Origin of the sequence: Aminobacter sp. BA135 (genome assembly GCF_050859125.1) — a bacterium.
GTDB lineage: Bacteria > Pseudomonadota > Alphaproteobacteria > Rhizobiales > Rhizobiaceae > Aminobacter > Aminobacter ciceronei.
In genome coordinates, this window is the sequence record NZ_CP139572.1 from 5,101,028 (window position 1) to 5,112,448 (window position 11,421).

Here is an 11,421-nt window from a genome sequence, read left to right on the forward strand (position 1 = left end):
TTGGCCGACCCAGCAGAAGAAAAACATTGTGATTACTTTTCAGCGGATTAGCCTGAGGCCAGACAAGAGCTCGGCGAAATAGGCCGGTGTCGCGGACCCAACAAAGACGACAGAAGAGTGTCGGATAGGCGACACCTTCTTTGTCAGTTGTCCTGTCCTGGAATGATGGCAGGCCACCTGACCCTATTGACCCATAGGAGGTTGGCTCAGGGGTTCACGTGCTTGCTTAGGGGCGCGTTCGAGGCGGCTTGCGGGCGCGTTGCCAATGCAACACTTTGGCTATCCGCAACACCGCCATCTGGGGCGAAGCCGGGACGGCCTGCGCGTCGGAGTCCAAGAAGTTCGGCGCTTGGGACGGCAACCTGATGACGGAATGGCATGTCCGCTATGGCGGTCGCGGCGTGATGACCTACTGGCATGTCGAAAAGGGCTCGACCTGCATTTTCTCGCAACTCGAGCGCTGTTCGTCTTCGGAGGTCGCCGCGATGATCAAGGGCGTGCTGCGACGCTGCACCAACGTGGAGATTCAGGGCCAATATTCGACAGCCATGGCCAGAGCGCCGTTGGCGTCGCTTTTTGCCGCCTGCTCGGGTTCACCTGCCGCCACGCCTGAAGCGATCGCCCGGCAGAAGCTGGCGCCGTCAGGCCTGCGCGCTGAATTTCCCAATCTGCTTCCCATTCTTTCCAACGTCATCAACTGAGAGGAGGTTGAGCAGCAGTATGGCCACAGTCAATCTGGGCCGGCATCGATCTGACTGCCATCCCGAAATATCACGGTCGCAGCGGTAGCCAGAACGACCATCGGAATAGCCTCCGGCCTTCGTTCATCCCGAAGAAGGGATGACCGACCAGTCCGTTTTTCGCGCGCGAATGCGGCAGCTCCATTGCGATCGCGGCAATTCGGATTGGCGCGGGCGCCATGTGCTCCGACCCTGAGGGCTGTCCCGGTCGGCGCGAGCTATCGCTCAGCGGCGATCAAGTCATCGGCTTTCGGAATGACCGGCGACGCTTCGTCTCAACGATTATGCCGGTCGGGCTGTCGGCCGTATTCTTCGCCTTGGACACGGCGGTTCGCTTCGGTTTTGGTTTGGGTGGCGCTTGAGGCTCTACCCTTGGCTCCGGCGTTTGCTTGCCCTTTTGTTTGTCCTTGCGGGAGCAAAGCAAAGCCTTGGCGGTCGCCGCGTCCGCATCCGAGACCACGCCGGCCGGTTTGCCATCGAGATTGACCCGTGCGGCGCCGGCATCCAGTCTCGCCAAGTATTTGGCCATCTTGGTATACGCCAGCAGGGCTCTCCTCAATTCATCATCGGACAGTTCGCCGTCGAGCACCCGAATGTCATGATGGATGCCGATCTTGAGCGGCCTGGGCGCTTTCGGATTGAACGCCGCAGGCCACTTGGCCGATAGATAGCGGAAAAGCTGTGCAGGCGATTTGCCTCGGCTACAGCTCAACATCATAAGCCTCGCCCCATTGTTTTCGTTTCCAATTCGGACCTTCCTAGCACTGATATATGCAATGATTATGGAAAAATGAGCATTCGCTCCGCAGGGCAAAGACCTCCTCATTCGGACAAGCGAGGTGCCTGGTGAGCCGAGCAGGATCGGCACCAATCACGCCGAGCCGTCCCGTTAGAGTTCACAGCCATACATCAGGGTCGTGGAATGCTGTTCCCCCATATCTCCGCCAGCTCATTGACCCTTGGCAGCGCATCTCAAACGCCGGCAGCGAAAAAGACTCGACGGCCCTCCGCGGAGGGCCGTCAGCCAGTAGGACCCGAAACCGTCGCGGCTCCTCTCACCCGTTCGGCCGTTCCGTCGTACCAGGGGGTCGCGTAGCGCGAAAGCTACTCAGGCGACCGTTCCGTGATCTCGGCCGGATCGACGCCGTCCTGGGACAGGAAGGCAGGCGAATGGCTGGCAAAAAGCGTTCCGCCACAACCCGGCACCTGGCGCGGGCGCGGCGGAACTGCCGGGCGGCGGCCATTCCGGAATAGCTGCCGCCGATGACAATAGGCGCAGCGAAATTCAGAAGGTTGTGGGCGACAGGCTTCGGACTCCCATTCGATTGCCGACTCGGCTCATGCCTTGACGGGCAATATTCGGCCTCAGAAGCGGCGCCCAATCGGAAACATTAGCACCTCCGCGTTTTGGCTCGGCTGCTTGAACTCCTCGACGGCAACTGCCTCAATTAGCAGATCCAAGGCTTCGCGCCCTCTCTGGCTGATCGGGTCATCGCCTCGCAGGTAATGATATGCTCGATCTAGATGCACTCGCGCGGCGGAAAAATCGCTTGTCATATGACCCTCTCAGTTGCCGCCCGCGTTAGCCGTCTACGAGGTGAGGGTCACGCAATCGTCAATATCCACAGACAGATTTGATTTAAATCGCAGATGACCCGGGAGAACCAAACACCGGCTTGTCCTATGCGAGAGCTCCTTGATTATGTCGCCGGCGGGCCCGGTGGACTCTGCAATAGGGTTGCTTGGCAGGACGCCACTACGGCTTTTCTGCGTTCTGTCTTATCGCTGTGACATTTCCCGCACAGGATGACGTTAACGACACTCTTTCCCGCGTGAGGTGAGGTGATGAGAGCAGGTTAGAGTGACGCGCGGCAGGGAGGACAGGAGGCGATGGCAAAGGCTGAAACTCGGTAAGACAGCGCAGACCGTCACGCTTGCTACAAAGAGAATGTTCTTCGAAGAGTATCGTTATGATCGATCCGGCGTCGCGAGGCTCGGCCGGCTGAAGGAGGACGCTGGCAATGATGCGGTCAGGGGATGGTTGGCACGATCCACGCCAGGCACCTGCACGGATCACCCCGCAAAAGTGGCGGACGGGACCTGGAATCGAGCCGACATTGCGAGATTTTCGCGGCCGTGGCGGCTTCGCTGTCTGCTGTCCGCAGGGCGAAGCGCGCATCAGATGAGGGCCAGCGGTGGGTGCATCGCCGCCGGAACCGCGGGGATGACGAACACGATCTTCGCCGGCTAGGACAGCGGCACTGCGAACTCAATGTTGGAGGCGCTACGCCGCTCGATCTAGCGGAGGCGTGGCGAGTCGATGCGGCCGGCCGGCAAGACCCGCGCTGCCGCTCGATTTCGGGAAGGATCCCTTGCCGCTTAAATATGATTCACCGATGAAGCTTAGGGTGTCGACCATCTCGAGGTGTTCGTCGCCAATGATTATCCGGGCGGCAACTGGAGATGCCAATTATTCGGGACATCACTCCCAATTCGATAATGCCATTTATGCGACTTTCGAAGCACAAAAAGCGAACATCGTGTTCGCGGTATAAACATTCAATCGTCCGGTGGCCAAGCCGCCGGAAGTTCTAATATGTCCGCAAGCTGCGTGCCGCCTTTGCGCACATATTCTGCTTCGCTATCGAGATCGTAGCCAGGCAACGGCAACAGTCCCCTAGAAAGCGGGTTGGCTTCAAACGGATTGTAAGCGATGAGTGGTTGCCAACGTTCGTCGCGCAGTTTCCAAAGATTGGGCTCTGGAAATATGACGACGGCGCTCACATTGCGATTGCGCGGAGCGCCGTGGCGTCCCCAGTAGCCGTCATTTGTCCGGTCATTTTCGGTATCAAATCCGCCGTCGGGCCGGCGGCGAAAATGAACGCAGGGACTTCCAAACAAGGCGTCAATCAGTGCGTCGGCAACATGGTCGCCTACGGGAATCGATCCTTTGCAGTCGGCAACAACGATTAGATACGGTGTTTCGGAAATTCGGTACCTTTGTCCCTTGATCTCAAGGGCCTGGCGGAGGTCAAGATGCGGCGCAACCGATCGCACACCGCTCATGGCAGCCGCAATCTTGCGCTCATACAGCTTCTCCTTGTCGTACCCACCATGAAGTGTGAGTTCGATCTTCCAGTCAGTAGCGTCGAAAATGCGACTGGGCATGTGCTGAACATTGTCGCCACACTCCTGTGCCCCCCACGCTTCGACTTCAGACCTGAGCTTGCCAAGACTGGGTGATGATTTGCCGTGCTTTTCGACGCTGTAACCCATCAGCCATCCGGCTGGCAGCTTCACCGTTTCCAAAGCATTATAAATTGCTGCCTCACGGTTGTCGCGGCCCACTGTCTCCAAGTCCGGCCCGAATGTCGTGACTTCTACGAAGGCCAAAGGACCTCCGTTCGCATCCTTGACCAAGAAGTCTGGTCTACGTGTTGGATGCGGACAGAAAGGATGAATTTCCACGTTATGCCCGAGTCGGCGCAATGCTGCGTGAACAACAATTTCGGCCATTGTCGCTTGATATTGAACGTTCGAACCGCCGCGTAATCGTTTGACCAAGTCGGCCTGTTCCGTTTGCGGGAACTCCGCCAACCATCCGTTTACGAGCTGACGATAAAGGGCAAAAGGCTTGCGAGCTGAGCTGTCGTAAAACGCAAAATCGTCTTCACCTGCTTTCTTTGGCGACGTCCTATCCCTTTTCTTGTCTTCAAATAGGGCGGGCATGGGTACCTCTTTTGACGAGTCCTCAGAAATGATCCGGCGGAATTTCGCCAGATAGCGCCGGATCGATGTGCCGAACGACATTGCGGGTCTTTGTCCGAGCGCCATGTGCCGCCGGCTCCAGGTACTTTTGTGGGAGCGCTTCTACTGAGCCGAGAAAGACAGCGCAACGATTTGGGCATATGTGCTGTAGATACTCTACTGCAATACGTGAATGGTGGGTCGGATTGGATTACTTGCGTCAAACTGATGCGGCAAGCATGCGGGGAAGGACGATGGCGGCTTCTTTGGGGATGTTGGTTTCGGATGACGAACTGCGCGTTGCGTCCGTCGTGCGAGCGAAGAAGGTGGACGAGAAGACGGTGTCGGCCGGTTCAGCCGCCGCGCTAGACATGAAGCTTGCGGCAGAAGAGGCGGACGGGTGGACGCTCGCGAAGCGAAACAAGCGGTCGCTTCGCCTTGAGCGTGCCAAGCCTATCGATCGGCAGCTCGAGGATGATGTTTGGACGCTGCTTTACCGGATGGGCTTCAAGGCGCTAAACCCTGATCGAAATTTCTACATCATGGGGAAGGATGGGTCACGGCGGCAGCTCGATGTTTTTGCGAAGGACGATGAGACGGTTTTCGTCGTCGAATGCACACATGCACAGGATACTGCAACCAAGTCCGTAAAGCAGTTGCTCGACAAGATTGGGGCGATCAGAGAAGACGTCGTCACCGCGGTGCATTCGACGTTTGGCCGGGATCCAAAGCTGAAAGTCAAAATCGCGATCGCAACACGAAACGTCGACATCCGCACTGCCGACCGGCAACGTGCCGCGGCAGCAGGCGTGCCGATTATCACAGAGGCCGACGTCGCGTATTTTTTTAAGCTCACCAGCATTCTGAAATCGGCGGCGCGATACCAGTTTCTCGGCCGTTATCTCAAGGGTGAAAAAGTTGAGGGCCTGCGTACGCGCGTCCCGGCGAACCGCGGCAAAGTCGGCAATACGACCTTCTACAGCTTCCTGATGTCGCCCCACGACCTGTTGCGCATCGCGTACATCAGTCATATGGGCGCTACATCCAACGAAGACCTCGAGACGTACCAGCGCATGGTGAAGCCTACGCGGCTCCGATCAATCGGCGCCTATCTCGATCGCGGCGGCACGTTCCCAACCAACATCGTCGTCAACGTTAAGCTCGATGGCCTGAATTTCAACAGCCAGGAAACGTTCGGAGATACCGCGACTGGCACTCTCGATCTTCCCGGCCAATACGGGTCCGCATGGGTCATCGATGGGCAGCATCGGCTCTATGGCTACGCGTACGCAGGCCGCGATGCCGATGAGGATCGGTCCGTCGTCTCCGTTCTGGCTTACCAGAACCTGCCGGTCCGGCAGGAAATAGAGATGTTCGTTGACATCAATACGCAGCAGGTCAAGGTTCAGCGCAATCTCGTGAATGAAATCATCTCGTCGCTCAACATCGATGATGAGGACCCCCGCAAGCGGCTGGACGCGATGTGCGCGCGCATCGTGCTGAAGTTGGACGAGGAAAAGCAGTCACCGGTCCGTGACCGCATACTCACAGTCGGTCAGCAGAAGGACAATTTCCAGTGTCTGACCCTCACCTCTCTCGCGGATGGCATCGAGGGCAACAGTCTCCTCGGATCGGTTCACAAGTCGGGTGGCAAGAAGGGTAGTGTCAGGCTGATCCCGGGCCCGCTGGGTACGTTGTCAGATGACTCGGCCGCCATGATGAAAAAGGCGACTTCCACCTTGTCGGGCTACTTCGCCATTTTTGCGGATGGCGTGCCGGAACACTGGGCACTGGGCGATGCCAAGGGCGGCTATCTCTGCACAAACCTGGGTCTGCGGGCACTGCTTGTTCTTCTCCGCAAGCTCATCGTCTTCATCGAGCGCGACGGAACGCGCGTGGTGTCGCTTGAAGCCGACGATATCGTCGAGCTCGTCAGACCGCTGGCGCAACACGTAGTCACCTATTTTCATGATGCGTCGCCATCTGACATCGCCCGCTTTCGCAACCGCGGCAGCTCGCTTGCCAGCGTCGATCAAAACGCCCTGCAGATGATGGCAATCATCCATACCGCTGATCCCTCATTCGATCTCCCCGAGGTCAAACGCTACCTGGAGAACCAGGATGCCGAGGGAACCCGACAGGCTCGCATCATGATCGATGAGATCAACCAAATTCTTTTCGACGATGTCCTGACCACGCTGAAGGCCAAGTTTGGTGAGGAGAAAGATGCGTGGTGGCTATCCGGCGTGCCAAAGGCAATCCGGATTGAAGCCGACAAGAACTATAACAACGACAATGGCGAGCACGAGCGTTGGCGCTATCTGTATCTGATCGACTATCTTGGCATTGTGCTTCATGACAGCAATTGGGAGCTTTTCAAGGATCGCTACAATTTCTACGGCAAAGGCGCCAAGTCGACGCTTGTCCGGTGGATCGGCAAAGTCAACAAGGCGCGCACCGTCACGCACCATGCAGAAAAAGGCCCGCTGTCGAAGGACAAGGTCGAATATGTGAGACGTGTGCATGAACTTGTGAAGCGCCACATCCTTGGGGGAGAGCCCGTCGACGGCCGCAAACAGCTGCTCTTCGACGATTCTTCAAGTGACAGCGCCGGCTAACAGTCACGCGTTTTACCAATATTCGAATTTGGCTGTCAGCATGGAGTTGGGCAATTAGGCTCCGCCAGGCTCGCTGTCAGGCTGAACTCTCGTTGCGCGCATGAGGGGTTCGAGTACCCAGACGCTCCAGGCATCTTGAAGGCGCTCACTAACCTTTGATGCCGTCTGGCGCACGCCCTCGGTTGTTTCAAACCAATTGCGCCACGCGGCCGTGATGTCGCGTTTGTACCCGGCCCCTTGGCCGTAACGTTCCGCCGTCTGTGTCCAGATATCCGCGTCCGACAACAGTTCACCATAGGCGTCGCGGCCGATGGTGCGCGCCGCCGCCAGAAACTCCTGTCGGCTCTCACTTAGCCGCGCCCGAAGTGCCCTCAGATTCTGGCCGATCGCTTCAAGATCCTCATACTTGCTTTCGAGGTCCATCAGCTTGTGCTCGATACGTTGCACGAGAGCTTGCGAACGCAAATTGGCATCGACCCGGACCCCCGTACCCAAGATGTGATCAACCTGGAAATTCTCCCAATCGCCTCGCCGATAGATCGAGGCGGCAATTGAACTGTGATGCCCCACCGCAAGCTGGTCGATGAGGTTCTGGTAGGCGGGGCGTACTGTTTCTGGAAGGTCGCCGACCGCGTGCAGGACGCGCGCCAGATCCTGCTCGATTTCCCGACGTGCTTCGCTCGTGCGAACGACATCGACATTCTCGATCAAGTTTCGAACGCCGTCTGCCGCATTCACGCCGCGAGCGGCATAGGCAGCCCGCATGCGAGCGATTTGACCGCGAAGAGCCGTCCAGATCTTGCCGGCGTCGTCGTTTTTTGCATCGAAGAAGTTAACCGGTGTCGGTGGTAGGCCCACATTGGCCAGAGCCTGTTCAATCTCCTTGCGCCGAAGGCCGTAGCCCTGCTGACGGGAGATAACAGGACCATCAAGGCCAGGCATTTCAAGGGCTTCGTCGCCGCGCGGCAAGACAAGGATGCATTGCCGATAGCGCTCAGCCGCGTCGGATGCCGCGTCCTGCGATTCCTGAAGATGACGTTGGACGGTCGTGTTCGGGGCATCTGCGAATTTGGTGCAGAGTACTAGGAGAGTCCGGGAGTCCTCTGCGTACGCGGTGATATCAGGACGCTGGGTTACGCCTTCCACGCCGCGAGTATCGATGACGGATAGGGTCTGACCATCAGCACTAAGATTGTTCGAAGGCATCAGGACGGTGATGCGTCGAGGGATACTGAAGCGCGGTTCCGCACCACTATTGATCGCCGATACCAGATTTGACACCCAAAGCAGGCCATCCTCTCGCCCCTCCGGAAGAATCATCTGGCGTTCCTTTCGAGCGGCCAGACTCATTCCGCCCACAATTCGATCGGTAACCTCGTCGATGCCAAGGCCCTCTTTCAGAAGGTCAACGATTGGGTCCTTGGTAATCGGCTCATCATTTTCCATGTGACTGACCGGCCTCATGCCAGCCATATTGCGGATCAGACGGCCTAGTTCGGCTGACAGCCCGCCGCCACTCGCCCCAGGCACGAGACTGGCGACCAATTGTTTCGTCAGTCTAACGACTTCCTCCTCCGTAACGGTATCGACAAGAACACCAAATGTAGGTGCGACGCGTATGGCCGTTTCGCAGACCGTGGTACGTCCAGGCCCCACCGGGAACGCAGGCCGGCGTCCGCTGCGGCCATCGCCAACCAGGAGTCCAACTGCATAGGTAAGCGCCATGGTTTTTCCGACGCCGATATCCCCTACCCAGGCCATAATGTGGTCACGACGGTCCAGATAGGCTTCCGTTATCTGAAGTTCATTCCGAAGCAGATCGATCGGTCCGCGCAGAATCGGGTCCGTCATTTGTTCCTGGAACGCAAGGAGGTCTCGGGCGGCCCTATCGATCGTCCAAAGCGCCTCTCGGTCGGGATGCAGGAAGGATGGTGGCTTTGCGCGCAGCCAGTTTCGCGCGTAGTGTTCGCTCACTTCGGTCGCGGTCTGGGTACCGATTGCGGCCAAATAGCGTTCAGCAATTTCCGGCTCGACCTCATCTGCCTTCTCCAATTTGGAGAGCACGCTGGGAACAGTGTTCATCGCGCGTGCGAGAGTCGCCTGACTCATGCCACTGGCGTCTCTAACATGTTTGAGCACGTCGGCTGGGATGGAGTGGACCACGATCTTTCTCCTTTCCACTCTTTGATGACACAAGTCGCGAATATTCGCAAACTGTCCCATCAGGAAATGAGATTTTACGCGATCATAAGACCTTTGAGGGCTTTTCAGGAACATTCTCGCTGACAGACGGGCGAATCCGGTATAACTTTCGCGTATCTGAAAAACGGGAAAGTCATGCCGCTCCATCTCGTCGGTGAAAATCTCGACAGGCACCGAGCCTATATGGCCGCGCAGGCCGGCTCGCTCGTGAGCTTGCTGCGCGGCGTCTATGTGGACGCCAACGACGACGTAAACAAGACGGTAATGGACCACGCCGTCCGCATCGCTGCCTACCTTTACCCTCACGCCTTTTTGTCGGGCCCGAGTGCATTCCAGCTCGCGCCTACAGTGGACGGCCGCCTCTTCCTAAGTGGGCGTCGTAACCAGCGAAGCCGAATCCGGGGTCTCGAAATCATACAGAACCAGGCGCCTGACAACCCCTCGACGGTACCGGTCATCGTTGGCGACGACATGGGCGAGTTCCATATCACGGCCTCATCACCCGGCCAGCGTTTTCTGGAAGCTTTCCGTCTACGAAGCGAACATGCAAGTGCAATCGACCCTGCTATGCGCCGAAGCATGGCAGACCGGTTGATCGAAGAGTATGGGAATGCAAGCTCTGCGGCCGATGCCATTTGGGCTCTGGCGCGCGCCAACAGATGGACTCGCGAGGCCGAAGCCGCAGAAGCCTTTCTCAACGCGGCTCGACCGGTCCAGGCACCCGTCAACAGGGCGCAAATTGATCTCGTCGTAGCTTGGCACGGGGAACCTGTCGGCCGACTGATCCATGATGGTGTGGAATGGCGCTGGACGGCGGCCGCGGGTCGACAGCCGCCATTGATCCGCCCGACACGCCCAGGCAGCCTACCCCCTTTTATCGAATCGCTGCTTCCGGAAGGCTGGCTAGCACACGTTCTCGATGATCGCGATGAACGGGAAACTCTCCGGACGAGCCGTCGCTACATGTCCAACATAACGATCGTCGACGGTTCCGTCGACTTGGCAACTGTCCCGCAGGATGTTCTGCAGGGGCGTCTTGCTCACTTCCAGGCTGGCGGACTCTTCACTGGCCAATACAAAGGGCCGACCCGACGTTCTCTCGAGGATACCTTCCAGGATAACCTTGCGCGCCTGTTCGCGGACGCAAACACACCGCGGCTGTCCGGCGTACAGATCAAGGCGCCGATGTGCCTCAGGCAGGACGGTGATCTGGTTCCAGCAATCACCGAGCCTTTCACCCATATCCTGAAGCCTGCCGGGACGAGCGGTTTTGACGACCTGCCCATCGTGGAATGGATCTGCCTGATGCTGGCGCGCGAGGCCGCGTTCGATGTTCCGGAGGCGGTCCTCGTGCGCATGCCCGACCAGATGCCACCTGCCCTACTGATCGAACGGTTCGACATTCGCCGTTCCCATAACGACATCCATCGAATTGCACTTGAGGATTTCTGCTCGATCCTCGAACTCCCGGCGGCCCGCAAATACGATGGCACCGTGGAGCGAATGGCGCGCGGCCTGCGCCCCTTGTCCACCGATCCCGTTGCCGACATAGAAATCCTGTTCCAACGTGCTGTCTTCGCCTGGCTGATCGCTGATGGCGACATGCATCTGAAAAACTTGGCACTGCTCAAAATTGCCGAAGACGGCGCCGATGGCTTCACGCAAGTCCGGTTCGCCCCCGTCTACGATGCGGTAACCACCCGGCTTTTCCCGGGCCTCGAACACGACCGGATGGCGTTAAAGCTCAATGGCAAGGACGACCGTTTGACCCCCGATGATTTTCTCGCGCTTGCGCGGACGATCGAACTGCCGGTTTCCCGTGCCGCGCAACTGATGGCAAACTGCGCTCGACGGACCTTCGACTCGGCTCCCCATGTTGCTATACCTCTGGAGGCGGCTCCCAACGGAGATCTTATTCGGGATCGTATTGTCGCAATCGTGCAGCATCGCGCCGAACCTTTTCTCTGATCGAATCCGTGCCTTAGCCTCGACCCAAAAACATTGCTCCGCACTGAGCGCGAGCGAACTTTTAGGGGGAATAGCAAAACGGCTTGTTGGATTGCCCGCAAAAGTTGCCGTGCAGACAAAATTCCGCCTTGACCTGCAGTTCCAGA

At 58.0% G+C, this 11,421-nt stretch carries 6 protein-coding genes and 1 pseudogene; 3 read left to right on the forward strand and 4 right to left on the reverse strand.

Features of this window, described 5'->3' with window-relative positions:
• Positions 1-290: 290 nt before the first annotated feature.
• Positions 291-698, forward strand: a pseudogene (locus SLT36_RS24805) (Tn3 family transposase); the annotation flags it as partial.
• Positions 699-975: 277 nt separating this feature from the next.
• Here SLT36_RS24805 and SLT36_RS24810 read toward each other — a convergent pair.
• From SLT36_RS24810 to SLT36_RS24820, 3 genes are all read right to left on the reverse strand, one after another.
• Positions 976-1,458, reverse strand: coding sequence for a ProQ/FINO family protein (locus tag SLT36_RS24810; protein ID WP_006329076.1), 483 nt, complete (start codon positions 1,456-1,458; stop codon positions 976-978).
• Positions 1,459-2,105: 647 nt separating this feature from the next.
• Positions 2,106-2,297 (reverse strand): hypothetical protein, encoded by a 192-nt coding sequence (locus tag SLT36_RS24815; protein ID WP_109671438.1) that lies wholly within the window; start codon positions 2,295-2,297, stop codon positions 2,106-2,108.
• A gap of 1,002 nt (positions 2,298-3,299) precedes the next feature.
• Positions 3,300-4,574: a hypothetical protein gene (locus SLT36_RS24820; protein ID WP_167514572.1), complete on the reverse strand. Its 1,275-nt coding sequence runs from the start codon at positions 4,572-4,574 to the stop codon at positions 3,300-3,302.
• Between the two features lie 167 nt (positions 4,575-4,741).
• On the opposite strand from SLT36_RS24820, the gene SLT36_RS24825 reads away from it, so the two are divergent.
• Entirely contained in the window at positions 4,742-7,105 is a 2,364-nt protein-coding gene (locus SLT36_RS24825; RefSeq protein WP_167514571.1) for a DGQHR domain-containing protein, read from the forward strand.
• Between the two features lie 54 nt (positions 7,106-7,159).
• Here the strand turns inward: SLT36_RS24825 and SLT36_RS24830 are convergent, their stop codons facing one another.
• A complete protein-coding gene (locus tag SLT36_RS24830; protein WP_143974459.1) occupies positions 7,160-9,481 on the reverse strand; it encodes a helix-turn-helix domain-containing protein in 2,322 nt (773 codons plus the stop codon).
• Between SLT36_RS24830 and SLT36_RS24835 the strand changes: the two genes are divergently transcribed.
• Positions 9,443-11,275 (forward strand): type II toxin-antitoxin system HipA family toxin, encoded by a 1,833-nt coding sequence (locus SLT36_RS24835; RefSeq protein WP_143974457.1) that lies wholly within the window; start codon positions 9,443-9,445, stop codon positions 11,273-11,275. The genes SLT36_RS24830 and SLT36_RS24835 overlap by 39 nt on opposite strands.
• Positions 11,276-11,421: the final 146 nt, after the last annotated feature.